This window comes from Boseongicola aestuarii, assembly GCF_900184815.1.
Taxonomy (GTDB): domain Bacteria; phylum Pseudomonadota; class Alphaproteobacteria; order Rhodobacterales; family Rhodobacteraceae; genus Boseongicola; species Boseongicola aestuarii.
Map to the genome: position 1 here is coordinate 374,747 of NZ_FXXQ01000001.1, position 24,870 is coordinate 399,616.

25 protein-coding genes are annotated in these 24,870 nt (G+C 60.4%); 19 read left to right on the plus strand and 6 right to left on the minus strand.

The genetic code is table 11. The features are described from left to right. Positions 1 to 10 precede the first annotated feature (10 nt). Both BOA8489_RS01815 and dusB read right to left on the minus strand, forming a co-directional pair. Complete coding sequence (locus BOA8489_RS01815) at positions 11 to 1,075, minus strand: two-component system sensor histidine kinase NtrB (RefSeq protein WP_245813622.1); 1,065 nt, start codon at positions 1,073 to 1,075, stop codon at positions 11 to 13. Then, positions 1,072 to 2,046: a tRNA dihydrouridine synthase DusB gene (gene dusB / locus BOA8489_RS01820; RefSeq protein WP_093972255.1), complete on the minus strand. Its 975-nt coding sequence runs from the start codon at positions 2,044 to 2,046 to the stop codon at positions 1,072 to 1,074. Before dusB ends, BOA8489_RS01815 begins: the two co-directional genes overlap by 4 nt. A 164-nt stretch (positions 2,047 to 2,210) precedes the next feature. On the opposite strand from dusB, the gene BOA8489_RS01825 reads away from it, so the two are divergent. The 4 genes from BOA8489_RS01825 (at position 2,211) to BOA8489_RS01840 (ending at position 5,677) form a co-directional block, all read left to right on the plus strand. Further along, a complete protein-coding gene (locus BOA8489_RS01825) occupies positions 2,211 to 3,371 on the plus strand; it encodes a bifunctional 2-C-methyl-D-erythritol 4-phosphate cytidylyltransferase/2-C-methyl-D-erythritol 2,4-cyclodiphosphate synthase (protein WP_093972256.1) in 1,161 nt (386 codons plus the stop codon). Further along, entirely contained in the window at positions 3,368 to 3,877 is a 510-nt protein-coding gene (locus tag BOA8489_RS01830; RefSeq protein WP_093972257.1) for a phosphatidylglycerophosphatase A family protein, read from the plus strand. The genes BOA8489_RS01825 and BOA8489_RS01830 overlap by 4 nt, the downstream gene beginning before the upstream one ends. Then, positions 3,874 to 4,341 carry a CinA family protein gene (locus BOA8489_RS01835; RefSeq protein WP_093972258.1) on the plus strand — a complete coding sequence of 156 codons (468 nt, stop codon included), beginning with the start codon at positions 3,874 to 3,876 and terminating at the stop codon, positions 4,339 to 4,341. Before BOA8489_RS01830 ends, BOA8489_RS01835 begins: the two co-directional genes overlap by 4 nt. A gap of 154 nt (positions 4,342 to 4,495) precedes the next feature. After that, positions 4,496 to 5,677, plus strand: coding sequence for an ammonium transporter (locus tag BOA8489_RS01840; protein ID WP_093972259.1), 1,182 nt, complete (start codon positions 4,496 to 4,498; stop codon positions 5,675 to 5,677). 231 nt (positions 5,678 to 5,908) lie between these two features. Here BOA8489_RS01840 and BOA8489_RS01845 read toward each other — a convergent pair whose 3' ends face one another. Next, positions 5,909 to 6,352 carry a type II toxin-antitoxin system RatA family toxin gene (locus BOA8489_RS01845; RefSeq protein WP_093972260.1) on the minus strand — a complete coding sequence of 148 codons (444 nt, stop codon included), beginning with the start codon at positions 6,350 to 6,352 and terminating at the stop codon, positions 5,909 to 5,911. 127 nt (positions 6,353 to 6,479) lie between these two features. Between BOA8489_RS01845 and hpt the strand changes: the two genes are divergently transcribed. The 4 genes from hpt to BOA8489_RS01865 all read left to right on the plus strand — a co-directional run bounded on the left by hpt (position 6,480) and on the right by BOA8489_RS01865 (position 9,535). Beyond that, complete coding sequence (gene hpt, locus BOA8489_RS01850; RefSeq protein ID WP_093972492.1) at positions 6,480 to 6,986, plus strand: hypoxanthine phosphoribosyltransferase; 507 nt, start codon at positions 6,480 to 6,482, stop codon at positions 6,984 to 6,986. Between the two features lie 141 nt (positions 6,987 to 7,127). Then, the gene (locus BOA8489_RS01855) at positions 7,128 to 7,985 is read left to right on the plus strand and encodes a hypothetical protein (protein WP_141138210.1); all 858 of its coding nucleotides are present in this window, start codon (positions 7,128 to 7,130) and stop codon (positions 7,983 to 7,985) included. Positions 7,986 to 8,132: 147 nt separating this feature from the next. Then, the gene (locus tag BOA8489_RS01860) at positions 8,133 to 8,600 is read left to right on the plus strand and encodes a c-type cytochrome (protein ID WP_093972262.1); all 468 of its coding nucleotides are present in this window, start codon (positions 8,133 to 8,135) and stop codon (positions 8,598 to 8,600) included. Between the two features lie 62 nt (positions 8,601 to 8,662). After that, complete coding sequence (locus BOA8489_RS01865) at positions 8,663 to 9,535, plus strand: c-type cytochrome (RefSeq protein ID WP_093972263.1); 873 nt, start codon at positions 8,663 to 8,665, stop codon at positions 9,533 to 9,535. A 4-nt stretch (positions 9,536 to 9,539) separates the two neighbouring features. Here BOA8489_RS01865 and lipA read toward each other — a convergent pair whose 3' ends face one another. Continuing rightward, entirely contained in the window at positions 9,540 to 10,499 is a 960-nt protein-coding gene (lipA, locus tag BOA8489_RS01870; RefSeq protein ID WP_093972264.1) for a lipoyl synthase, read from the minus strand. Positions 10,500 to 10,600: 101 nt separating this feature from the next. Beyond that, positions 10,601 to 11,674: a DUF6456 domain-containing protein gene (locus tag BOA8489_RS01875; RefSeq protein ID WP_306345739.1), complete on the minus strand. Its 1,074-nt coding sequence runs from the start codon at positions 11,672 to 11,674 to the stop codon at positions 10,601 to 10,603. Positions 11,675 to 11,974: 300 nt separating this feature from the next. Here BOA8489_RS01875 and BOA8489_RS01880 point away from each other — a divergent pair, with 300 nt between their 5' ends. Then, on the plus strand, positions 11,975 to 12,274 hold the full coding sequence (locus tag BOA8489_RS01880; RefSeq protein ID WP_093972266.1) for a DUF6477 family protein: 300 nt from the start codon (positions 11,975 to 11,977) through the stop codon (positions 12,272 to 12,274). 6 nt (positions 12,275 to 12,280) lie between these two features. Here the strand turns inward: BOA8489_RS01880 and BOA8489_RS01885 are convergent, their stop codons facing one another. Then, positions 12,281 to 13,825 carry a trimethylamine methyltransferase family protein gene (locus tag BOA8489_RS01885; protein ID WP_093972267.1) on the minus strand — a complete coding sequence of 515 codons (1,545 nt, stop codon included), beginning with the start codon at positions 13,823 to 13,825 and terminating at the stop codon, positions 12,281 to 12,283. A gap of 230 nt (positions 13,826 to 14,055) precedes the next feature. On the opposite strand from BOA8489_RS01885, the gene guaA reads away from it, so the two are divergent. From guaA to BOA8489_RS01935, 10 genes are all read left to right on the plus strand, one after another. Continuing rightward, positions 14,056 to 15,630, plus strand: coding sequence for a glutamine-hydrolyzing GMP synthase (gene guaA / locus BOA8489_RS01890; protein ID WP_093972268.1), 1,575 nt, complete (start codon positions 14,056 to 14,058; stop codon positions 15,628 to 15,630). A gap of 590 nt (positions 15,631 to 16,220) precedes the next feature. Further along, positions 16,221 to 16,856: a YdcF family protein gene (locus BOA8489_RS01895; protein ID WP_093972269.1), complete on the plus strand. Its 636-nt coding sequence runs from the start codon at positions 16,221 to 16,223 to the stop codon at positions 16,854 to 16,856. Beyond that, on the plus strand, positions 16,853 to 17,731 hold the full coding sequence (locus BOA8489_RS01900; RefSeq protein WP_093972270.1) for a DMT family transporter: 879 nt from the start codon (positions 16,853 to 16,855) through the stop codon (positions 17,729 to 17,731). Before BOA8489_RS01895 ends, BOA8489_RS01900 begins: the two co-directional genes overlap by 4 nt. 118 nt (positions 17,732 to 17,849) lie before the next feature. After that, positions 17,850 to 18,926, plus strand: a complete 1,077-nt coding sequence (locus BOA8489_RS01905; protein ID WP_093972271.1) for an OmpP1/FadL family transporter — start codon at positions 17,850 to 17,852, stop codon at positions 18,924 to 18,926. Between the two features lie 58 nt (positions 18,927 to 18,984). Continuing rightward, complete coding sequence (locus tag BOA8489_RS01910) at positions 18,985 to 19,950, plus strand: DMT family transporter (protein WP_306345740.1); 966 nt, start codon at positions 18,985 to 18,987, stop codon at positions 19,948 to 19,950. A gap of 59 nt (positions 19,951 to 20,009) precedes the next feature. Then, the gene (locus BOA8489_RS01915) at positions 20,010 to 20,864 is read left to right on the plus strand and encodes a DEAD/DEAH box helicase family protein (RefSeq protein WP_093972272.1); all 855 of its coding nucleotides are present in this window, start codon (positions 20,010 to 20,012) and stop codon (positions 20,862 to 20,864) included. A 123-nt stretch (positions 20,865 to 20,987) separates the two neighbouring features. Then, positions 20,988 to 21,926 (plus strand): homoserine O-acetyltransferase MetA, encoded by a 939-nt coding sequence (gene metA, locus BOA8489_RS01920; protein ID WP_093972273.1) that lies wholly within the window; start codon positions 20,988 to 20,990, stop codon positions 21,924 to 21,926. Positions 21,927 to 22,005: 79 nt separating this feature from the next. Next, positions 22,006 to 22,971 carry an alpha/beta fold hydrolase gene (locus tag BOA8489_RS01925; protein WP_176440175.1) on the plus strand — a complete coding sequence of 322 codons (966 nt, stop codon included), beginning with the start codon at positions 22,006 to 22,008 and terminating at the stop codon, positions 22,969 to 22,971. A 44-nt stretch (positions 22,972 to 23,015) separates the two neighbouring features. Beyond that, positions 23,016 to 23,879 carry a polyphosphate kinase 2 gene (ppk2, locus tag BOA8489_RS01930; RefSeq protein WP_093972275.1) on the plus strand — a complete coding sequence of 288 codons (864 nt, stop codon included), beginning with the start codon at positions 23,016 to 23,018 and terminating at the stop codon, positions 23,877 to 23,879. Beyond that, positions 23,872 to 24,489, plus strand: coding sequence for a TetR/AcrR family transcriptional regulator (locus tag BOA8489_RS01935; protein ID WP_093972276.1), 618 nt, complete (start codon positions 23,872 to 23,874; stop codon positions 24,487 to 24,489). The genes ppk2 and BOA8489_RS01935 overlap by 8 nt, the downstream gene beginning before the upstream one ends. The last annotated feature ends 381 nt before the right edge of the window (positions 24,490 to 24,870 follow it).

Sequence of the window (24,870 nt, forward strand, 5' to 3'; positions counted from 1 at the left end):
CGGCTACGCGTCAGTCGTCTTTCGGCGCAACAGGCAAAGAAATTCTAAAAACAGTTCGCCCCGGAACACTGTCGACGCTGATCCAGCCGTCGTGGTCCGAAACGATCTTGCTGACCAAGGCCAGTCCAAGCCCGGTGCCGTTCTCGCGCCCCGAAATGAAGGGATCAAATACGTCCTGAGCAATCTCAGGGGGCAGTCCGGGGCCGTCATCAATGATCTCGACCTGAAGCGGCAATGACCCCGTTCCGTCCTTGCGGCGCAGGCGCAGCGACATGTCGTAAAACGTCCGGATGCGAATGGTGCCCTTGGTATCGCCAGCGGCCTCGGCCGCGTTCTTCAACAGGTTCAGGAACACCTGAAGCATCTGATCGCCATCAACAAATGTCGACGGCAAGGACGGATCGTATTCCTCAAGGATCGACATATGCGCGGCAAAACCGATCATCGCCGATTTGCGTGCGCGATCCAGAAGGTCATGCACATTCACTGCCTTGCGTTCCGGCGGTCGCAGGTTGCCGAACTGCTCGACCTGTTCAAGAAGTTTCACGATCCGGCGGCTCTCGCTGACAATCAGGTCGGTCAGTTCAAGATCATCCCCCGAAAGCCCCATGCTCAAAAGCTGCGCCGCGCCCGTGATACCTGCCAGCGGGTTCTTGATCTCGTGGGCCAGCATCTCGGCCATGCCGATCGCCGACTTCGCCGCCGATTTCACCGACAATGACCGCCCTAACCGGTCCGCCAAGCCGCGCGGCTCCATCAGCACCAGCACAAACCCCGGCATACCGGTCATGGGCGCAATCTGCACGTTCGCGCGCACAGGCGCACTGTTGCCCGACCCCACATCCACGTTGTTCATGAACAACGAGGACTGATCCACGCGCACCCGGCGAAACGCATCGTCAATCGGAGAGTCGATCGCCAGCATGTCGAACACCGGCACCCCACGCACCGAGCGCACGCTTGCATTGAGAAAACTCTCGGCGGCCGGGTTCACTTCGGCCACGACATCACCCGGATCGATCAGAAACGCAGGGATCGGCAGCGAAAGCCAAAGCATGTCATGGAACGTATTCATGCGACCACCTCGGCGCCCATCGCTTCAGGCAGCAAACGGCGCACCTTATCCACGTCAGACGTCAAAACCGCCTTGCGCAATCGCGCTTCAGTACCAGCGTGATCCATGTACCATCCCAGATGCTTGCGCACGACACGCCCGCCAAGCTCAACGCCGTAGAAGGCAATCGTTTCCTCGAAATGCGCCCGCACCATATCGACAAAGGCCCGCCCTCGAGGAACTACCGGCGCAGTCCCCCACCCAAGCGCATGGGCAATCTCGGCCAAGCGCCACGGCGCACCCTGCGACCCGCGCCCGACCATCATACCATCCGCCCCGGACTGCGAAAGCGCTATCCTCGCCGATGCCACATCAATGATATCTCCGTTCGCAATCACCGGGATCGTAACTGCGTCCTTCACCTCGCGGATCGCTGCCCAATTCGCGCGCCCTTTGTAGAACTGGCACCGCGTGCGCCCGTGAATGGTCAGCATCTGAACACCCGCCGCCTCGGCCCGCCGCGCAATATCAGGCGCATTCAAACAGTCCTCGTCCCAGCCAAGCCGCATCTTCAGTGTCACCGGCACTGACACGGCCCCCACGACAGCCTCGATCAGCGACAAAGCGTGATCGGGCGTCTTCATCAAGGCCGACCCCGACAATCCGCCCGTCACCTTCTTGGCCGGACATCCCATATTGATATCGATGATCTTCGCACCATTGCCCTCGACCAGTCGCGCCGCCTCGGCGATCCAATAGGCATCGCGTCCGGCAAGCTGCACCGACGTCGCCTGCTCCCCAAATCCAAGCTCCGCCTTTTCGCGAACACCCGGCTTTGCCTGCACCATCTCCTGGCTGGCCACCATCTCGCTCACGACCAGCCCCGCCCCAAAGGACGCGACCAGACGGCGAAACGGCAAGTCCGTGATTCCGGCCATAGGAGCCAGAAAAACAGGTGGGTCGAGCAAAAGGGAACCAACAGCAATCGTCATGCTTAATCCTTGGGCGTTGCCAGCGTACTTAGGCTCTTTGAGGCGTAACCTCAAACTTACTGCGCAATAAAAGCCTCTACATACAGCATATGCCTAAATTTTAATCAGAAATCTCGATAAATGTGAGCATTGTCACTTACATCGGCATTGCCTAGACGTGGCACATGAGCGATGCGCACGAAAATCTGGCGGCGGCCGTAATTGTTGCAGCAGGGCGCGGCACCCGCGCTGGCGGCGATATTGCCAAGCAATGGCAACCACTTGCCGGTCGACGCGTCATCGACTGGACGCTCGCCGCGTTCCGCGCCTCTCCCCATATTGGGGACATCGTGGTCGTGCTGCACCCCGACGAATGCGACAGGCTCGGATACGACGATGTGACGGTCGTGGCAGGCGGCGACAGCCGCTCCGCATCGGTGCGTGCTGGGCTTGAGGCGCTGGTCGACAAAGCACCTGATGTCGTCTTGATCCACGACGGCGCGCGCGCTTGCGTGCCGGATCGCATCATCACGGACATGACGCGGATGGTCGAACAATTCGACGCCGTCGCGCCCGGTCTGGCAATCAGCGACGCCCTCTGGTCTTCCGAAGGCCATGGGTTTCGCCAGGTAAACGCCACGGTCGATCGCGCAAATCTGTACCGCGCACAAACTCCTCAAGCGTTTCGCTTTTTCGCCATTCTGAACGCGCACCGCGCATACGAGGGGGCAGCACTCGATGATGTAGAAGTCGCACGCGCCGCAGGAATGGCCGTCAGGATCGGTCCCGGCCACCCCGACAACATCAAGATCACCACGCCCGAGGACTTCATCCGGGCGGAACGCATTCTGAAGGAGCGTCAGTTGACGGATATTCGCGTCGGCAACGGATTTGACGTCCACCGCTTCGGCCCCGGAGATCACGTGGTCCTCTGCGGAGTTCAAATCCCCCACACCCGCGGCCTGCAAGGCCATTCGGACGCGGATGTCGGCCTGCACACCATCACCGACGCGATCTATGGCGCGCTCAGCGAAGGCGACATCGGCCGCCACTTCCCGCCAAGCGACCCGAAATGGAAGGGCGCGGCCTCCGAGATCTTTCTCGCCCATGCCGCCGACCTCTCCGCCTCCCGCGGCTTCAGGATATCCAACATCGACTGCACGCTGATCTGCGAATTCCCAAAGATCGGCCCCCACGCCGTCGCCATGCAATCAGAGGTCGCCCGCATCACCAGAACCGACGCAGCCCGCGTCAGCGTCAAAGCCACAACGTCCGAGAAACTCGGCTTCACCGGACGCGGAGAAGGGATCGCCTGCATGGCCACCGTCACCCTGATTGCCCAATGAACCGCCTTATTCTCAGCTTTCTCGGGTCAGGCTACATCCGCCCCGCTCCCGGCACATGGGGATCACTCGCTGCCCTGCCCGCTGCTTGGGTGGTCTATGTGGCTGCAGGCCCCTTCGCGATCCTGATCGGAGCGGCGATCCTCTATGCCTTGGGTATCTATGCCCTCAATGTCGAACTCAAAGATACCGACGACCACGACCCCTCGTGGGTGGTCATCGACGAAGTCGTCGGCCAGTGGATCGCGCTTCTTCCTATTGCCTTCGGTGCTTACAGCGCCGGCGTCAACCCGCTGCTGCTCTGGCCCGGCATCATCGCCGCCTTCGCCTTTTTCCGCCTCTTCGATATTTGGAAACCCTGGATCATCGGCAAAGTTGATGCGCGCGGAGACGCCACCGGCGTGATGCTTGATGACGTCCTTGCAGGGGTCTTCTCCGCAATGGTCGTCATCGCTCTGGCCGCCCTCGCCCACAGCGGTATCATCGGCGAAATACCGGACCAGCAATGACCCCCGCCGAGCTTATCGACCTCGCCCGCAAAAAAGGTGCGATGATCGCCACCGCCGAAAGCTGCACCGGCGGCCTGATCGCGGGCGCGATTACCGACATTCCCGGATCTTCGGACGTCTTCGACCGGGGCTTCGTCACCTATTCCAACGCAGCCAAATCCGACATGCTCGGCGTCGCCCCCTCCACTATCGAAACCTTCGGAGCCGTCAGCGAAGAGGTCGCCCGCGCCATGGCAAACGGTGCCCTCAAGCGATCCGCGGCCAGCATTGCCGTGTCCGTCACCGGCATCGCCGGCCCCGGCGCTTCCGAACATAAACCCGAAGGTCGTGTCTGTTTCGGACTGGCGCAGAACGGTCACGACACCCTCACGCAAACCCTGGAATTCGGCGCTATAGGCCGCGCGGACGTCCGTCGCGCCACCGTGGCACACGCGCTTTCATTGATCGCCAACGCGCTTTCATAACGCGCCTACTTTTTAATCACACCGCTCCGAAATACGCACAACTTCGCGCCGATTTGCGTTTCGCACAAGAAATAAGCCGCCCAAATGCCAGTTGCCGCTTTTCCTCGCATCCACCACACGGTTCCTGACGAAAACCAAATCGGAGGGACACACCATGAATGGCGCAGACACCGCCTGGATCATCGTCGCCACAGCACTTGTGCTGTTCATGACACTGCCGGGCCTTGCCCTGTTTTACGGCGGCCTTGTACGGGCCAGAAACGTTCTCAGCGTCTTCATGCACTGCTATGCCATAGCCTGCGCGATGTCCGTCGCATGGCTCGCGTTCGGCTATTCGATCGCCTTCGGCTCAGGCGGCAGCGGCCTCTGGGGTGGCCTCGACAAGATGTTCCTCTCTGGCGTCACCGCCGACAGCCTGTCCGGAACACTCCCCGAAGTGCTGTTCTTCGCCTTCCAGATGACCTTCGCCATCATCACCCCGGCCCTCATTGTCGGAGCCTACGTCGAACGCGCGAACTTTGCTTTCGTGCTGACCTTCTCGACCCTTTGGATGCTCTTGTGCTACGCGCCTGTCGTCCACTGGATCTGGGGTGGCGGGATCCTCGCGGATGGCGGCATCTTCGGTGAAACCGGCGCGCGTGATTTCGCAGGCGGCATCGTTGTCCACGAAACCGCTGGCCTCGCAGCCCTCGTCATCGCCGTCATGCTTGGCGCACGCCGCAACCAGAAGACACCACCCCATAACCCCGGCTACGTGATGATTGGCGCGGCTATGCTCTGGGTAGGCTGGTTCGGATTCAACGGCGGCTCCCAACTCGCCGCCGACGGTGGCGCCGCGATGGCTCTGACCGTTACTCACATCTCGGCCGCCACGGCCTCCCTCTCCTGGGCGCTCTGGGAACGGATCAAATATGGTAAATCCTCGCTCGTGGGCCTCGTCACCGGCACCATCGCGGGCCTCGCTTCGATCACACCGGCCAGCGGCTTTGTCGGCCCGGTCGAAGCCCTCCTGATCGGCGCAGTCGCCGGCATCCTCTGCCAGGAAGCCGTCAAGGTCATCCGCAACCTCTTGAAGATCGACGACACGCTTGATGTCTTCGCCGTCCACGGCGTCGGCGGTATCTTCGGCACGATCATGATCGCCGTCTTCGGCCAAGGCACCTTTGCGGCCCAACTCGGCAGCATCGCCATCGTCGGTGTCTTCACTGTCGTCGTGACAGTCGCCCTCGTCTTCGTGGTCAAATCCATCTTCGCCCTGCGCGTCGATGAAGAAACCGAAACCACCGGCCTCGACCTCGCCCAGCACGGCGAACGCGCCTACGACATGTCCTCGTAAGGCAAATCCATCAAGAACCAAAAGGGCGGCTCTGCAAGCCGCCCTTTTTTTCGTTCAAACCTCAGAACCTTGTCCGCCTCGGGGCAAATCTGGATTTCATCTCAAACGTCATTGCATCAAATGCTGCATGGGCGACCTCGCAAAAGGTCGAACCCGAAAAACCTGCGACAAACGGATTATCACCAGACGTCGGCCGAGCATCGGAGCTGAATGGGCACATAAGCCCCAAGTCTAGCCGTAAAGCTCCTGAGCACGCCGCTCGAACGCCCGCACGATCCGCTGCATCGCATCGTTGAAAAAGAACGTCGCCGTGGACTGCAGAATCTTGCTGCGAAATGCAAAATCCACGTGGAAATGCACGTCGCATCCGCCTTCTGCATCGCTGAACGACCAATTCGAGATCATGTATTCAAACGGCCCGTCTAGATACTCGGTCTCAATTTCGCGCGCCTCCGGCCAAAGCACCACCCGACTGCCAAACCGCTCGCGGAAGACCTTGAATGAAATCACCAGGTCCGCCAGCATCACGCGCTTGTCGCCCTGATCCTCCACCGACCGGATCCGGGCCGCCGCCGTCCAGGGCAGAAACTCGGGATAGCGCGCGACATCCGCCACCAGGTCGTACATCTGTTGCGCCGAATACGGCAGGCGGCGGGTTTCGTCGTGAGTTGGCATAGCGTTATTCTTTTATTCTTGTCGTCATCGGGCTTCGGGCTGGCTTACGCCCGCCCCTTAAGTGTAGAGACGGTAGCGACAGTCAAGAGGGGATGCCAAGGTGACGCAAGCCTATGTGATCGATGAAATGATCTCTGCCAAGTCAATCGCAGCACGGATCGAAGCCCTTGCCGCCGAGATCTCAACCACTTTCGCCGACACCGACAAGCTCGTCGTCGTCGGACTGCTGCGCGGCTCGTTCGTCTTTATCGCCGACCTCGTGCGCGAACTGGACCTCAACGTCGAAGTCGATTTTCTCGAAGCCTCGTCCTACGGCGACGCCATGGAAAGCAGCCGCGAAGTGCGTATCCTCAAGGACCTGCGCGGCGAAATCGGTGGCCGCGACGTTCTGGTGGTGGAAGACATCGTCGACACAGGCTTCACGCTCAGCCACGTCATCCAGCTTTTGTCATCGCGCGAACCCAAACGGCTCGAAACCATCGCGTTGCTCGACAAGCCCTCGCGCCGCGAAACCAACATTCGCGCAACCTGGACGGGTTTCGAAATCCCGGACGAATTCGTCGTCGGCTACGGTATCGACTACGCGCAGCGAAACCGGAACCTGCCGTATATCGGCAAAGTTCGCTTCAATTAGGCAAGAAGTCGCCCCTTTTTGCGGCGCATTTGACACAATATTAACGACGTTCGCGGAATCTCCGGCGATAGGTCTGACCTCGCAAAGCGACTCACCTTAAGGTCTGTCCTCGGGGGCGCGCTATCGATCAAGGACGCTTAAGTGCGATACCCTCTTGCTGCCTTCATTTTGATTTGCGTTGCTGGCTCTGGCCACGCTGAAGAGCAATCCCTCGTGATCGATGATGCATCCATCAGCCTCGATTTCGCGTCCGTCAGCCGTCTTGCAACGGATGCGCCCGAAACCAGCTTTCGCTTCGGCGGCGCTGCGGTCGAGCCGCGCGTCAAGCTTGGCCTCAGTGCCAACGATGATCGCCGGGCGACCTATGCAAGTGCCGGGTTTGACGCCAGCTTCGGCGAGGTGGGCATCGGCAGGCCGCGCTCGATCCTCGACAATGGCCCCCTGCCCGATGGTGCGCCCGGCGTTCCGCAAACGCTGCGCCCGCTTGCCGCCGAAGCCGCGCTTGACGAAAGGCTCGGAGCCGGACTGCGGGTTTCCGCGAAATCCGGCCCGGTCAGTTTCGGTACTTCGTTGCACAGTATTGAACAATCTAACATCTCGGTGCTTGGGTTTGCGGGGCGGTATGACGTGGACAGGGTTCCGGTGATCGACAAGATCGCGGTCTATGGCGGTGCGGAATCGGACGGGGATGAACAACGATTCCGGCTTGGAACCGAAATGACCCGCGGCATTACCACCGCCGGCGTCGATGTCCTGCGCAGCAACGAAGACCAAGGTCGCACCCTCAGCCAAGTATACCTCGGGCTTGCCCTCACATCCAGCGTCTCGCTTGGGGTGTCGGGCCTTCGCGACACGCTTGACGCCTCAGATACCACCGACACCCGCTTCGGCCTCGGGGCGTCGATTGCAACTGTCGGCGGGGCCTTCATTCGCGGCGGCGTCGATGGCTTCACAAGCGATGATCCGGCCTTCGGTTTGTCGGTCGGTTTCGAATTCTAGCCCCGCGCCCCGGTCAACTACCTCTGAACAAGGCATCCAGCGAACTCACTGTGCGCCAATGCGCAAGCCTTCCGCACTTTTACCGGCTTTGCCATTTTGTCGCAGCGCGCTACCATTTTGTCGCACCCTTACCGTACGGAGATTTCAATGAAGCTGTTTCTCGTTCTCACTCTCTCAGCCATCGTCGCAACGGCCACATCCGTTGTGGCAGGTGGTCACGAAGGTAATCCGGCCGTCAAGGCCCGTCAGGCGCACATGAATCTCTATCAGCACAACCTTAACATTCTCGGCAACATGGCACGTGGCAACGTCGACTATGACGCGGCCGCAGCTCAGGCCGCTGCCGACAACCTGGTCGCGCTGACAACCCTGAGCCAGGCCGGCTACTGGGTTCCGGGCACAACCAACGCCGAACTTGGTGATGAAACCCGCCTGCTTCCGGCTGTGTTCGAGGCCGACTCAAAAGCCCGTCAGATCGGCGGGGAACTTGTAGAAGCCGTCGCGGCACTTGCAGCGGTTGCGGGCACTGGCTCCGAAGCCGTTGGTTCGGCCCTCGGTCCGGTCGGCGCGTCCTGCACGGCCTGCCACCGCGCCTATCGCGTTTCAAACAACTAATCCGACCTTTCGACCCAAGGCGCGCATGACAGTGCGTCTTGGTCCCTGCTAGGGTGGCGAGCATGAAACGACTTTTGATCATCTTCGCCTTTGGAACCATCGCAGCCCTTGCGGCGGGCCTTTGGATCACCCGCCCCCTCAGCGTGGACGTCGCACAGGTCGCCAGTCTCTCGGGCAGCGCCGAAGACGGCGAATGGGTTTTTCACCTCGGGGCCTGCGCGTCCTGCCACGCCACCCCCGGCGGCGACAAAACCGTTCTGGCAGGCGGTCGCGAATTCACCACTGGGTTCGGCACCTTCGTGGCTCCCAACATTTCATCCAGCAGAGACCACGGCATCGGCACATGGTCGCAAGCCGACTTCTTCAACGCCTTGCGCCAAGGCACTTCGCTAAACGGCACGCACTATTTCCCGGCCTTCCCCTACGCCTCCTACGCCCGCATGAGCGACACCGACATCGCGAACCTCTGGGCCTATATGGCCACCCTGCCCGCCTCGGACAGACCCTCTGAACCGCACCGACTGACCTTCCCCTTCAACCTGCGCGCCACCGTCGGCGTCTGGAAGGCGCTTTATCTGCGCACGGCTTTCGTCGGACCCGGCGGAGACACCGAACGCGGCCGTTACCTTGTCGAAGCCATCGGCCACTGCGGCGAATGCCACACGCCCCGCACAGTGCTGGGCGGTCTGCAAAATAACCGATGGATGGCAGGCGCACCGGACCCCAGCGGCAAAGGCAAAGTGCCGGGCATAACCCCGGCACAACTTGATTGGTCAGAAGCGGATATCGCCTATTACCTCGAAACCGGCTTCACACCAGACTTCGACAGCGCGGGCGGCGGGATGGTCGCCGTGATCGAAGGAACGTCACTGTTGGCACCCGAAGACCGCGCCGCAATCGCCGCCTACGTCAAAGCCCTGCCTCCAGCCCAATAAGCCTTTATACAGCGCCGAGCTTTTTCAGCCGCGCCTCGCGCAGACGCGCGAAATCATCGCCCGCGTGATAGGACGACCGCGTCAAAGGCGTCGCCGATACCATCAGGAATCCTTTGCCATAGGCCGCCTTTTCATAGGCTGCGAATTCCTCGGGCGTCACAAAACGGTCAACCGCATGGTGCTTGGGCGTCGGCTGGAGATACTGACCGATCGTCAGGAAATCGATGTTGGCCGCGCGCATGTCGTCCATCACCGCATGAACCGCCTGCTTATCCTCACCCAGACCCACCATGATGCCCGACTTGGTGAACATCGTCGGATCAAGCTCTTTCACCCGCTGCAAAAGCCGCAGCGAATGGAAGTATCGCGCACCGGGCCGCACTTCCGGGTAAAGGCCAGGAACCGTTTCAAGGTTGTGGTTAAAAACGTCCGGCTTCGCAGCAACAACCACTTCAAGAACCGCGGGATCGCAGCGGATGAAATCCGGCGTCAGGATTTCGATCGTGGTCGACGGGCTCTGACGACGAATCGCGCGGATCGTCTGCGCGAAATGCTCAGCACCGCCGTCCTCGACATCGTCACGGTCCACCGAGGTCACAACCACATGGTTCAACCCCAGCTTCTTCACCGCATCCGCAACCCGGCCCGGCTCGAACACATCAAGATCCTCGGGCGGCTTTCCGGTCGCGATATTGCAGAACGTGCAGGCCCGCGTGCAAACCTCGCCCATGATCATCATGGTCGCGTGACCCTGGCTCCAGCATTCACCGACGTTCGGACACCCGGCCTCTTCACACACCGTCACCAGCTTGTGCTCGCGCATGATATCGCGCGTCTGTTTGTAGCCTTCGCTGACCGGAGCCTTCACACGGATCCAGTCAGGCTTCTTGGGCTGAGCGCTATCGGGACGGCGCTGTTTCTCAGGATGGCGCAGCGCGGGAATTTTCAGATCTTTTTGGGTCATCTCGGCTCCTCTTGTCACCGATGTAACGCCCCTGCACGCCCAAGTCCAACTCTCGAAAGGTCGCACATGGCGGCTATGCGCCACATGCAACAAAGTCCCCTTTAACCAATCAGCGGCGACCAGTTCCCCGACGCCTCGCTATAGTGCTTCTTCAGCCGGACCAATGCGATACGCAAAACGATCTTACCCGAGCGCGCGGACCATCCCATTCGCTGTTCCGTCGCCTCAATCCCCTCCAGAAAGCAGCAACAACGCAAGACGACATCGCCAAGTCCCGGCCCCAGATCGCTCAAAGCATTCGCTACACGCTTACGCGCAGCCTCCGAACCTCCAGCCGCACCGCCGGACGTCGCAAAATCGGGCTTGCCGCTGGCGGTCAGGAACCGGTCCCAGTTTTGCGCCACCCGAGGCCCTAGCTGCGCCAGTTCGAAATCCTCCCGTAGCCGCTCGCCCGCCGCCACCAGTTCGGGTGCCAGGAACGGCTCGCCGGACTTGTCGCGACGCCGGGCCAGCGACAAAAGCGGGCCTTCGGTCGCATTATAACGCACCCGACGCCGCTTGCCGCGCGCGTCGCGGTCCATGCGCATGCCGTGCTCGCCGTGCTGCGCGGAGAACGGGTTCGTCTCGTCAGTCAGCCCCGCGCGCGCAGCCTCGCCTTCTGCCAGAAACCGCTTCAGCGCATGGCGGCCCGCCGTCGTAATGCGGTATCGCTTGATCCGCCCGTCGCTGTGCAGCGCCACCCAGTCTTTCAACGCCAAAGCCTCGGCCAAAGGCCGTTCGATCACCGCGGTCCGCAACGTTTGACCGCTGGCGTCCTCGCGCACGATCACCGCCTTTTCCATGTCCTCGGCAATTGCCAGACACGCCCCCGGCTCATTGAGACGGCGCAGCACGCGCGGCGCCTCAGTGCGGATTTCAGCCTCATCGGGCATCACAACTTCATTGATCTCTACAGATAAGGTCATCGTATCTTCGTCCTCGACATCACAAAAGGCCGCAAGATCCGTCGACTGCGCCGCGCCCAATCGGGTCAGCGCACGGTCTACAAGAAAATCATCGCGGCGGGTTTCATACCGGCGCACCTGCCGCAGGATGGTCGAAGCATGACACCCCGCTTCCCGCGCCAGTGACCGGATCGACTGACCCTGCTCGGTATGCGCGAGATAATGCCTCACCTCCTGTGGCACCCATGCGGGGACACAGACCGTGTTTCTCTCTCGTTCAGACGTTGCATGACAGCCTCCAAATCATCGGATTCTCGAAAACGAAGCGTCCGGAACAAGACGCCCGACCACCTTAACAAGAAACAACCCTTAGTTGCAATTGCTTCCAGATCGTTAACAAAACCGATATGGACCGCCTGAACAGCCGATTCTAAACAACTGTAAACTCAGCCGAACGGTATTTCCGTCAATACGGCAACACACGCGTAGGTTGTATTATGCCGATTTCAGATGAAGCAAAGGAATCACATTATGGCCGATCCAATGACCCACATCGCAACACTGCGCCGCCCGCGCCTTTTGATCCGAGCCGCCCGCCACGGGCAGGCAAACTACAGCCGCGAGCGCACCCTCGCCCGCGTTCTGACACAGCCACAGACCTCCGCCGATGATGTTTTGAACGACCTCATGCAGACTGAAGCCCGGATCGAAGCAACCCGCACCAACGGTGACATCGCCTACTCGGTCGCACGCCATATCGAAGTGCTCATAGCCCTGATGGGCGAAGCCGCGCTGATGCTTCAGCGCAACCGCACGCCAGAAGGCATCTGACGCGCCTTAACCGAACGCGTCGGGCTCCGACGCTTTCTTGTTGTCTACATACGCCATCAGGGCCTCGCGCGTCGCCGGCTCCATCGGCGGCGCCTGATAGTCCCGCAACAGCTTCTCGACACGTGCGCCGGCCAGGGCGACGGTGTCGCGCTCGCCTTCTTCGGCCCATGTCTCGAACGGCTTGTAATCAAACAAATCCGTCCGCCAGAAGGCCTCTTTGAAATTCGCCTGTGTATGGGCGCACCCAAGGAAATGACCGCCCGGTCCGACCTCGCGCAAAGCATCCATTGCCTGCGCGCCTACCGTCACATCGACCCCACGCGCAATATGATGCAACGTCCCAAGCTGATCGGCATCCATTACGAACTTCTCGAAACTCGCCACAAGCCCGCCCTCCAGCCAGCCCGCGGCATGAAGCATGAAATTCACACCAGACAACAACCCGACATTCAGCGAATTCGATGTCTCATACGCGGCTTGCGCATCCGGCAGCTTCGAGCCACAAAACGACCCCGCCGAGCGATACGGCAAACCCAGCCGACGCACGATTTGCCCCATGCCATAAGTGATATGCGCCGCCTCCGGCGTGCCGAACGTCGGCGCGCCCGAATTCATGTCGATCGACGTCACGAACGCCCCCGCAATCACCGGAGCACCAGGGCGCACCAACTGCGAATAGGCCACGCCCGCCAGAATCTCGGCTGTCACCTGCGTCAAGGTGCCTGCGACACTGACCGGTGCCATCGCCCCCCCGACGATAAAGGGCGAAATAATCGACGCCTGATTGTTGGCCGCAAAGACTTCCAGCGCGCCCATCATCGTCGAATCAAACGTCAGCGGAGAGTTGATGTTGATCAGCGAGGTCATCACCGTGTTCTCGGCGACGAACTCCGCTCCGAACAGGATCTTGCACATGTCCACCGAATCCTGCGCCCGGCGCGGCTCCGTCACCGACCCCATGAAGGGTTTGTCCGACAGCGTCATGTGGGCCAACAGCATATCCAGATGCCGCTTGTTTACCGCCACATCGGTCGGCTCGCACACCGTGCCACCCGAATGATGCAACCACTTCGACATATACGTCAGCTTCACGAACTTCTGGAAATCCGCGATCGTCGCATAGCGCCGTCCGCCCGCGGCATCGCGCACGAACGGCGGGCCATAGACCGGCGCCAATACCAGAGTCCGCCCACCGATCTCGACATTGCGTGCCGGGTTCCTCGCGTGCTGCACATAAGACGACGGCGCGGTGGCGCACAGCTTGCGCGCCAGTCCCTTGGGCAAACGCACCCGCTCGCCCTGCACATCCGCGCCCGCGTCCTTCCAAAGCTTCAATGCCGCCGGATTGTCCACAAACGCGACGCCAATCTCCTCCAGCACCGTCTCGGCATTGGCCTCGATGATCTGCAAAGCCTCCTCGTTCAGAACCTCGAAATTCGGAATGTTGCGCTCGATAAATCTGGCAACTTCGATCCGAACCGCCGTGCGTTCCGCCCGTCGGGCTGCTCCGCCACCACCACGCGCTCTGCGCCGGCCACCATCTTCTGACATGTTCAAGCTCCAAACTTCAGGTTAGCTTCTGATACACCAGCCCCGCGCCCCTCAGCGCCAGTTTGCGCCCTCTCGATTGCGAAAACGACATACCGCCTTCTTCTGTTCAAAAATATCCACAATCCGACCCGTGACGCCCCACCCGCGCGCCCGGCATGATCGCACCCCCAAAGCCGCGCGGATCCCGAAACCACCTTGCACAAAACGCCCCTCCCGCCTAATCAACGCCCATGACAGATCAAGCCCACGACCGCCTCCTCATCATCGACTTCGGCAGCCAGGTGACCCAGCTCATCGCGCGCCGCCTGCGCGAGTTGAACGTCTATTGCGAAATCCATCCGTTCCAGACCGTGACGGACGCCTTTCTCGACGACTTCGCGCCCAAAGCCGTGATCCTCTCCGGCGGCCCGGCCAGCGTTGTCCATGACGGCTCGCCCCGCCCACCCGCCAGCGTCTTCACGCGCGGTGTGCCGGTCCTTGGCATCTGCTATGGCCAGCAAGTCATGATGCAGATGCTCGGCGGCCGCGTCGAAGGGGGCAAAATCTCCGGCGGCGGCGGCACAGCAGAATTCGGCCGCGCCTATGTCATGCCGACAAGCCAGACCCCGCTTCTTGACGGCTGGTTCGACACAGGCCGCGAACAGGTCTGGATGAGCCACGGCGACCACGTCGCCGAACTCGCACCCGGCTTCGAAGTCTACGGCACCTCGCCGAACGCACCCTTCGCCATTACCGCCGACCCAAGTCGCAACTTCTTCGCCGTGCAATTCCACCCCGAAGTCCACCACACACCCAAAGGTGCGAAACTCTACGAGAATTTCGTCCGTCTTGCGGGCTTCACGGGTGACTGGACGATGGGCGCCTACCGCGAAGAAGCGATCCGCAAAATCCGCGAAACCGTGGGCGACAAAAAGGTCATCTGCGGCCTCTCGGGCGGCGTCGATTCCTCCGTAGCTGCCGTCCTCATCCACGAGGCCATCGGAGACCAACTCACTTGCGTTTTCGTTGACCACGGTCTGCTGCGCCTCAACGAGGCCGACGAAGTCGTCAAGATGTTCCGCGACAACTACAACATCCCGCTGATCCACGCAGACGAAAGCGAGCTGTTCCTCGGAGAACTCGACGGTCAGTCCGACCCCGAAACCAAACGCAAGATCATCGGCCGCCTGTTCATTGACGTCTTCCAGAAATACGCCAACCAGATCGAAGGCGCCGAATTCCTCGCCCAGGGCACGCTCTACCCGGATGTCATCGAAAGCGTCAGCTTCTCTGGCGGACCTTCCGTGACGATCAAAAGCCACCATAACGTCGGCGGTCTGCCCGAGAAGATGGGCCTGAAACTCGTCGAACCACTGCGCGAACTTTTCAAAGACGAAGTGCGGGCGCTGGGCCGCGAACTGGGCCTGCCCGCCAGCTTCATCGGCCGTCACCCCTTTCCGGGGCCAGGCCTCGCCATCCGCTGCCCCGGCGAGATCACCCGCGAAAAACTCGAAATCCTGCGCCGCGCCGATGCCGTCTACATCGACCAGATCCGCAAACACGGTCTTTACGATGAAATCTGGCAAGCCTTCGCCGCCATTCTACCGGTGCGCACCGTCGGCGTGATGGGCGACGGGCGCACCTACGATTACGCCTGCGCCCTGCGCGCAGTGACCTCCGTCGATGGTATGACGGCGGATTATTACCCCTTCGATCATGACTTCATAGGCGAAACCGTTACCCGCATCATCAATGAAGTCCCGGGCATCAACCGCGTCTTTTACGACGTCACTTCCAAGCCTCCGGGCACGATTGAAATGGAATAATCTGCGCGTTCTGACTTTCTGAAGCTTAGATAAATATTTCCAGATCGCGACGAAGCCTCTGAACCCGTCTTGCTGTTGCACACTGCGATTGGTTCAGATCGTCAGAGAGATGCGTTGGGCCGCAGCGACATTCCAGACACGACGTGAATGGGCGGAGTCAGGAGCGATCGCAGTGTCTGATGAGAAGATCTTGGACAAGCTCAGCACTTGCTCAAACGACAATCAGTGACGAAAAATGGGGCGTATTGAAGTCGTCGCAGCCCATTCAGATCATTCCAATGCGGACCAAGAGGACTTTTTGGCCAAAGGGCCGAATAAATAAGGCAAGCGTAAAGAGCGCAAAAAATATTGCCCAAAATCAAATATGGCGACGTCCTTGCTTCGATTTGGCGGAAAATAAAACGCAGCAAATTTTCCGTTAAGCGAAACAATTTAGCAACTTGCGCCACATTACCCGCCTTTTCGCCACAGTATCGGTCCGCTTTAACCCGAATTTGGCCGCGAGCTTGGGCAATAAGCGTGCATCAGTTAACACTTCCCAAATGGCACAGGAACGGCCATTATTCGGGTGAAAACAAACAGGTATAATCATGACACTCATTCGCTGGATATTTGCGATCGCCGTTTTGTCGATCTGGTGCGCATTGATCGGAACAGGTCTTTACGTCGCCATGTACGAAGCAAAAGAGGATCTCCCCGAAGCCGAAGCGATCGTCGTCATCTCCGGCAACGCAGGGCAGGATGGCAGCCTGTTGGGCGAAACGCAGTTACGGATGGACCGCGCTGTGGCGCTCTATGATGCGGGGCTCGCGCCACGCCTCGTCGTGTCCGGCGGCTCGTCGACGGGCGAAGCCGTGGCCGAAACCATGAAAGCCGCCGCCATCGCGGCAGGTGTTCCCGAAAGCGCGATCACCGTCGAAAGCAATGCGCTTTCCACACTGCAAAACGCGCTCTTCATCGCAGACATCGAAGACATCAACAAAGCCGCACCGATCCTTCTGGTAACCCATCGATACCACCTTCCCCGCGCCAACGCCTCGTTCCGGTGGGCAGGCTTCAGCGATATCACCAACGTCGCAGCCGACCCCGACGCCGGCCTGCAAATCACGCCGAGCTTGCTCTGGGAAAGTGTGAAATGGCCGCTGAACATCCTGCGCGCCGCCGCCGCAAGTGCCGCTCAGGCCGGTAACGTGCCACGCGAAGACTACATCAAGTACCTCGAATGACCGAAGGGTCGCGGCCTTTGCTGGCCGCGGCCTGGATGACAGGGGCCATCTTCAGCTTTTCGTCCATGGCCGTCGCAGGCCGGGCCATAAACCACGAACTCGATACCTTCGAGATGATGATGTACCGGTCGTTCATCGGCCTCGCCATCGTGCTTGCAATCGGGTTTTCCACCGGCAAGATCCGCGAAGTCCGCACCGACCGCCTCGGCCTCCACCTGATACGCAACCTGTCGCATTTTGCTGGCCAGAACCTATGGTTCTACGCGCTTGGAGTGATCTCTCTGGCACAGGTCTTTGCGCTCGAATTCACTTCGCCGATCTGGATTATGATCCTGGCCACCTTCCTTTTGGGCGAACGCCTCACCCGACCCCGCCTCTTCGCGCTGGCGTTTGGCTTTGCCGGCGCGCTGATCGTCGCGCGCCCGGGCGCAGGCGGAGACCCCACGGGCCTCATGATCGCCGCTCTTGCCGCGGTCGGCTTTGCGGGCTCGATCGTTTGCACCAAGATGCTCACGCGCACAGAAACCATCCTCGGCATCCTGTTCTGGCTCACTGCCATGCAGGCCGTGTTCGGCATTATCGCCGCAGGCTATGATGGAGACGTCGTGTGGCCCTCCGCCGAAACCTGGCCCTGGGTCGGAATGATCGCCATCGCGGGCCTTCTGGCGCACACCTGCCTGACCAACGCGCTCTCCGTCGCGCCCGCCACGGTGGTCACGCCGATGGATTTCATCCGCCTGCCCGCCATCGCCGTCGTCGGCATGGTTTTTTATGGCGAGGCACTCGATCCCCTCGTCTTTCTCGGAGCCGCCCTGATTTTCGCCGGCAACTACCTCAACATCTGGTACGAATCGAAACGATCCCGCTTTGTGTGATGCTTTTGTGACGCAGGGACCATGCGCGACAATGTGACGTGGCGTCCTAATTGACCAAAAAGCAGGCAGTTTCTAAACGGCGCGTCAGATGAAAAAACGACCGGGGGGATTCTGGGTCATGAGAAGAACAATTATGGCGGCAGCCGCACTTGGAGTGGGCGCAACAGCCGTCAATGCAGGCGGACTTGAGCGCACACCACAATCGATGGCGATCCTTTTCGAGGAAGGTCGCACTTTCGAGTTGAGCTTTGGCTATGTCTCGCCCGACGTCAGCGGAACGCTCGGCGCTGATTCCGGCGACATGCTTGCAAGCTTCTCAAACCTTGGCCTCGCCTACAAAGCCGACCTGAATGACACTCTTTCCTATGCGATCATTTTCGATCAGCCATACGGAGCCGACACGGCATACCCAACCGGCACGGGAAACCCCTTCGCGGGATCGACCGCAAGAGTGAGAAGCAATGCACTCTCGGGCGTCCTGCAGTACAATATGGGCAACGGAGCCAGTGTCTATGGCGGTTTGCGCGCACAATCCCTGCAGGCCGAAGCCGTCCTTCTGCCTGCAACGCTCAACTACACGATCAACAGCGACACAGATTATGAACTCGGATATCTTGTCGGTGCCGCTTATGAGCGTCCGGAAATCGCATTGCGTGTCGCCCTGACCTATCATTCCGAGACAAGCCACGATCTCAGCTTGACCGAAGCCTCCAACCTCGACGCAACACAGACGAACTCGGAACCGGTCAACCTGCCACAGGCGCTTAACCTCGAATTCCAAAGCGGCGTGGCAGAAGACACACTGGTTTTTGGTTCAGTTAGATGGGCTGAATGGTCTGAAACCGAAATCGATCCAAGTCTTTACAACACGCGTTTTCCTGGCTTCCCGCCAATCGTGTTTTTCACAGACGACCGGATCACCTACACGCTTGGCGTTGGCCGTCGCCTAAACGAGACATGGTCGATCCTTGGCTCGCTCAGCCACGAAGAAACGACAGGCAGCGCCACAGGAAACCTCGGTCCTACCGACGGCTTCACGTCGGTCTCGCTCGGCGCAGTCTACACAAAAGACAATATGAAGATCACGGGCGGTCTGCGTTACGTGGATATCGGCGACGCTATGTCTTTCTCAGGCGCAGATTTCCAAGACAACTCGGCAATTGCGGCGGGCGTCCGCGTTGGCTGGTCCTTCTAAAAAAACCAATGAACCACTCACGGTTTGAAAAGCCCCGCCCAAGCGCGGGGCTTTTCTTTTGTCGCAACTTTCGGGTCGCCAGTGCCGCACGACCCTCCTAAACCAGCCGCATGAACACCACCACCATGTCCGCCTCCACCTGGGGCCTGCTCATCACCCTCGGCACCATCTGGGGCGCTTCCTTCCTTGGTATGCGCATCATGCTGGACGAAATCACCGTCTTTCAAACCGTCGTTCACCGCGTCTTCTGGGGTGCCGCGGCGCTCTGGATCGTCATCGCCATTCGCCGTCCAAACTTGCCCCGCGACCCAAAAACCTGGCCGCGCTCCTCGTCATGGGCCTCCTCAACAATGTCATTCCCTTCTCCCTGCTCAGCTTTGGCCAACTCACCGTCGAAACCGGCCTCACAGGTATCCTGAATGCCGCAACAGCCATCTGGGGTGTGCTGATCGCCGCTCTCGTGTTCAAAGACGAGCGGCACACACCCCGACGCATCGCAGGCGTCACCATCGGCTTTTTCGGGGTCGCCACGGCCATCGGCCTGACCTCCGTCCTCACCTTCGATCCACGCTCCATAGCGCAACTCGCCATTATCGCCGCAACCGTCAGCTACGGTTGCGCCGGCAGCTGGGCGCGCGCAACTTTAAACGGAGTCAGCCCGCTCGTCTCCTCGGCCGGAATGCTCACAGGCTCGACCCTCATCATGCTCCCGCTGACATACGCAATCGACGGCGCCATCCCGCTCGACCTCGAACCGCGCACCTGGGCCGCCATCGCCTATGTCTCGCTCCTGTCCACGGCGCTGGCCTACCTTCTCTACTACCGCATTCTCGCACGCGCCGGGGCCGGCAACCTCCTCCTCGTCACGCTCCTTGTGGCACCCGTCGCCATCGCCCTCGGAGCCACAATCCGGGGTGAAGCGCTCGGCCCGTCCGCCTACGCCGGCTTCGCCCTTCTCGCCCTCGGCCTCATCATCCTTGACGGGCGCGCAGGCCACGCGTTCGCAAAAAGCCTCATGCGCTGATTGACCGCACACCGCCCCGCGCCTATCGACGGTTTCAAAGACCTGAAACGAGGCCGACAATGCTCTACAAAAGCGCCACCGACTGGCGAGATGCCCCCGAAAAGAGGATCATGCTTTTCGGCATGTCGGGCTTGGGCAAAACCTATGTCTCCAATCTCCTGCGCGAAGGCGGCGGCTGGTTCCACTACTCGGTCGACTACCGCATCGGCACCCGCTACATGGGCGAACACATCGCCGACAACTTCAAACGCGAAGCGATGAAAGTCCCGCTCCTGGCCGAACTCCTGCGCTCTGACAGCGTCTATATCGCGTCGAACATCACCTTCGACAACCTCGCCCCGCTGTCGACCTACCTCGGCAAGCCGGGTGACCCCGCCAAAGGCGGCCTGCCCTTTGGCGAATACCTGCACCGCCAGGAGCTCCACCGCGCCGCCGAAGCCGCCGCCATGCTCGACACCGCGCATTTCATCGACCGCGCCCAGTCCTTGTACGGCTATGACAACTTCGTCTGCGATACCTCCGGTTCGATCTGCGAAATCGTCGACCCATCCGATAAAACCGACCCGGTCCTGTCGTCCCTCGCCGAAAACGTGCTGATGATCTGGATCGAAGGCTCCGACGCCCACACAAGCGAACTCGTCCGCCGCTTCGACCGCGCCCCGAAACCCATGTGTTACAACGCTGGCTTCCTCACAGACGCATGGGCCAGCTACCTCTTAGAAACCGACCTTCCCGAAGACAAGGTCGACCCCGACGCCTTCGTGCGCTGGACCTACGCACGCGCACTCGCCCACCGCCAACCGCGCTACCGCGCCATGGCCGAAAACTGGGGCATCACCCTCAAGGCTGACGACATCGCCCGCGTCAAAACCGAAACCGACTTCACCGACCTCGTCGCAAAGGCACTCCCCTGACCCCTTCACCCTTTCTCAAATACCACGGGGGAGGCCGCAAGGCCGGGGGCAGAGCCCCCTTGTTCTCAAAAACCCAAACGACTATCTGCCCAACGTCCACAGACCACAGAAACGACCGAAAAAATGCCGATCAAACTGCCATCCAACCTCCCCGCCTATGACGTGCTGACACGCGAGGGTGTGATGGTCATGCCAGCCGATGCGGCCGAAAAGCAGGACATCCGCCCGATGAAAATCGGTCTGTTGAACCTGATGCCGAAAAAAATTCAGACCGAAAACCAGTTCGCCCGCCTGATCGGCGCGACACCGCTGCAGATCGAACTGCAATTGATCCGCATGTCCGAACACCAGACCAGAAACACCGCCGCCGAACACATGGAAGAATTCTATCTGCCCTTTCAGGAGGTGAAGGACCAGAAGTTCGACGGCCTCATCATCACCGGCGCACCCATCGAACACATGCCCTTCGAGGACGTCACCTATTGGGACGAACTGAAAGAAGTCATGGACTGGACACAAACCAACGTCCACATGACCTTCGGCGTCTGCTGGGGCGGCATGGCGATGATCAATCACTTCCACGGCGTGAACAAACACATTCTCGACGCCAAGGCCTTCGGCTGCTTTCGGCACATGAACCTCGCCCCGCAAAGCCCATATCTCAGAGGGTTTTCCGACGAATTCGTGATCCCCGTCAGCCGCTGGACCGAGATGAAACAAGCCGAAATCGACGCCGCACCGGGGCTCAAGACCCTCCTCGGCTCGACCGAGGCCGGCCCTTGCCTGGTCGAAGATCCCGACCACCGCGCGCTCTATATCTTCAACCATTTCGAGTATGACAGCGGCACCCTCAAAGAGGAATATGACCGCGACGTCGAGGCCGGAACGCCGATCAATGTCCCGATGAACTACTACCCCGGCGACGATCCCGCAAAACAGCCGCAAAACCGCTGGCGCAGCCACGCGCACCTGCTCTATGGCAACTGGATCAGCGAAATGTACCTGACCACGCCCTACGATATGGAACAGATCGGGCGATCAATCACGGACTTGCGCAAATGACGCCACTGGTCGAAGGCGACGTAACTTCTAGGTTAGCACCTATGAAGCATGCCGCACAGACCCGCCAATGCCACGCCCCGTGCTGACCGGCTTTCTCATAGCGTCGGCGATCATTATCGCTTTCGCCATTTGCACCGACCGGCGCGCCGACCTGCGCGAGGCCGAGATCGAGGCCCGTTACCCGCCGACCGGCCAGATGGTCAAGGTCGATGGCCGCATGGTCCACGTTATCGTGCGCGGCGCCGGCCCCGACCTCGTGCTAATCCACGGGGCCGGTTCCAACGCCCGCGACATGGCCCTTGCCCTCGCGGACTGCCTCGAAGACCGATATCGCCTCTTCATCCCCGACCGCCCCGGCCACGGCTGGACCGACCGCGAACCCGCTCTGAAAGGCGCTTTCAACACGCAGGCCGAAAGCCCCGCCGACCAGGCCGCGCTGCTTGCCGCTGCGGTTAAGCAACTCGGCGCCACAAACCCCATCGTCGCGGGCCACTCCTTCGGCGGCGCGGTGGCCATGGCCTGGGCGCTCGACCACCCCCATGCGGCGACCGTCATCATCTCCGGCGTGACTCTGCCCTGGCCGGGGGAAGTGAATGTCACCTACAGACTGCTCGGCTCCTCCGTCGGCAGCGCCATTATCGCGCCCGTCGCAACGGCTTTCATCACAAAAGACTACGTCCGATCCGCCGCCAATGGCACATTCACTCCCCAATCCGCACCCGAAACCTATTACGAAACCGCCGGCATCCCACTGGCCATCCGCACCGCCTCGCTGCGCGCGAACAATCAGCAGGTGAACACCCTGCGGCCCTATATCGTCGAACAATCCAAGCGCTACGACACCATCACCACACCCATTGAGATCGTGCACGGCACCAACGACACCACCGTCTTCGCCTCGATTCACGCCGAACCCCTTGCCGCAAGGATGGACAACGTCCATTTCACGCCCCTTCCCGGCCTCGGCCACATGCCGCACTACGTGGTGCCTGATGGCGTCACCGCCGCAATAGATCGCGCCGCCGCACGTGCCGGATTGCGCTAAGCGCTTCGCCTGCTTACGTTCAGATCAAAGTAAAGGCGGATAACATGTCACTTCCCTTCGACGGCGCGATCAGCGCGTTCTTTGAAAGCCAAGCCCCGGGTGCCATCCAGAAGGCCATCGAAAACGGTGGCAAGAAAGACGTGCTCTCGGAAAGCTACCCTTACGAAAAAGCCATGGACAAGGACGCCTACGAGGCTGAAATCGAAGCCCTGCAGCTTGAACTCGTCCGCTTCCAGAACGACGTCAAGGCAACCGGCAAACGCGTCGTCGTCGTTTTCGAAGGCCGCGACGCCGCCGGAAAAGGCGGCACGATCAAACGCTTCCGCGAAAACCTCAATCCCCGTGTCGCGCGAACCGTGGCGCTCTCCAAACCGTCTGACCGCGAAGCCGGCGAGTGGTATTTCCAACGCTACATCGACCACCTGCCCACTGCAGGCGAAATCGTGCTTTTTGACCGCTCATGGTATAACCGCGCCGTCGTCGAGCATGTCTTTGAATTCTGCACCCCCGCGCAGCGCGAAAAATTCTTCGCCCAGGTCACCGACTTCGAGAAAATGCTGGTCGACGAGGGTATCACCTTACGCAAACTCTGGCTCAACGTCGGTCGCGCCGAACAACTCCGCCGCTTCCTCAAGCGCGAAAAAGACCCTCTGAAACAGTGGAAACTCAGCTGGATCGACGTCGAAGGACTGAAACGCTGGGATGCCTACACGAACGCCATACAGGAAACCTTCGACCGCTCGCACACCGACCACGCCCCCTGGACCATCGTGCGCTCGGACGACAAGAAGCGCGCCCGCCTCGCCGCCATCCGCGCCGTCCTGCACGACCTCGACTATACCGGCAAAGGCCTGATCGCCGCGCCGGATGCTAAAATCTGCGGCGGACCGGACGTCTGGGATGCCTAAACGCGGCTACCACCACGGCAATCTGCGCCAGGCCCTTGTCGATGCCGCCCTCGAACTGATCGAGGAAAAAGGCCCGACCGGCTTCACCCTGTCCGAAGCCGCCAAACAGGCCGGCGTCACCCCCGCCGCCGTCTACCGCCACTTCGAAGGGCGCGAAGACCTCATCGCCGAATGCGCCCAGCAGGGCTACGAAATTTTCGCCGATCTCATGGAATACGCCTACGACACCGGCCAGCCCTCGGACCTCGCCTCGTTCGAGGCGACGGGTCGCGCCTATCTCGCCTTCGCCCGTCGTCATCCGGGCCACTACGTTTCGATGTTCGAAAGCGGCATTTCCATCAACCGCACGCCGGAACTGGCCCATGTCGCGCGCCGCGCATTCGCGGTCCTCGAAAAAGCGGCCGACAAACTCGCCGAACACATCCCCGAAGACAAACGCCCGCCAAAACAGATGGTATCGGCCCACATATGGGCCATGAGCCACGGCGTCGTCGAACTGTTCGCCCGCGGCTCGCCCGGCACCAAATCGCCCTTCCCGCCCGAAGACCTCCTCGAAAGCGGCATCGGCATCTATCTGCGCGGGCTTGGCCTTATCCCACCGGATTCCTAGAGATCAGGCTCTCAGTTCTGTCTGTGAACCTGATGCAACTGTGAGCGAAACAAATTCACGAACTCGCTCTTGGTGGTGCTCTTCTTGTCACGAGGCTGCCGCTCCTTCAGCATTTCCAAATCAGCCGGATCAAAAACCCGCGACGCTCCGGAATCCCCGAAAATCGCGTTCGAACCGTTGTTTTTCTTGAAGGAGCCAGACAATTTCTGGCGGAAAAATGAGATATCCAAGTCGCATTCCTCGTCTACACAACAAACTAGAAGGCGCTTATGAGGTATAAATGTGGCGATTTTATGGCGTTGTCTCCGCCGCGCCCTCCCTTTGCCCGACCGAGCACGAAACAGGGGGCGCAACCGGTGACCCGATCACGCCCCAATAACC